Annotated in this window: 2 tRNA genes; both read left to right on the top strand. The window is 47.4% G+C overall.

Annotated elements, in window-relative coordinates:
• The first annotated feature begins 19 nt into the window (after nucleotides 1–19).
• Nucleotides 20–96, top strand: a tRNA-Ile gene (locus FW800_RS27310).
• A 30-nt stretch (nucleotides 97–126) separates the two neighbouring features.
• Nucleotides 127–202, top strand: a tRNA-Ala gene (locus tag FW800_RS27305).
• Nucleotides 203–348 lie beyond the last annotated feature (146 nt).

Genomic DNA, 348 nt, shown 5'->3' with positions numbered 1-348 from the left:
AAAGAAGCAGCCCGAAATTGGGTCTGTAGCTCAGTTGGTTAGAGCGCACCCCTGATAAGGGTGAGGTCGGCAGTTCGAATCTGCCCAGACCCACCAATTTTGTGTGGGAAACGCCTGTAGAAATACGGGGCCATAGCTCAGCTGGGAGAGCGCCTGCCTTGCACGCAGGAGGTCAACGGTTCGATCCCGTTTGGCTCCACCACTACTGCTTCTGTTTGTATAAAGCTTAGAAATGAGCATTCCATCGTTGTGATGGTGAATGTTGATTTCTAGTCTTTGACTAGTTCGTTCTTTAAAAATTTGGGTATGTGATAGAAAGATAGACTGAACGTTACTTTCACTGGTAAC

It is taken from the genome of Pseudomonas sp. 910_23, assembly GCF_052850795.1.
The sequence above is the reverse complement of the archived record's forward strand: the minus strand, read 5'-3'. Positions and strand labels throughout refer to the sequence as shown.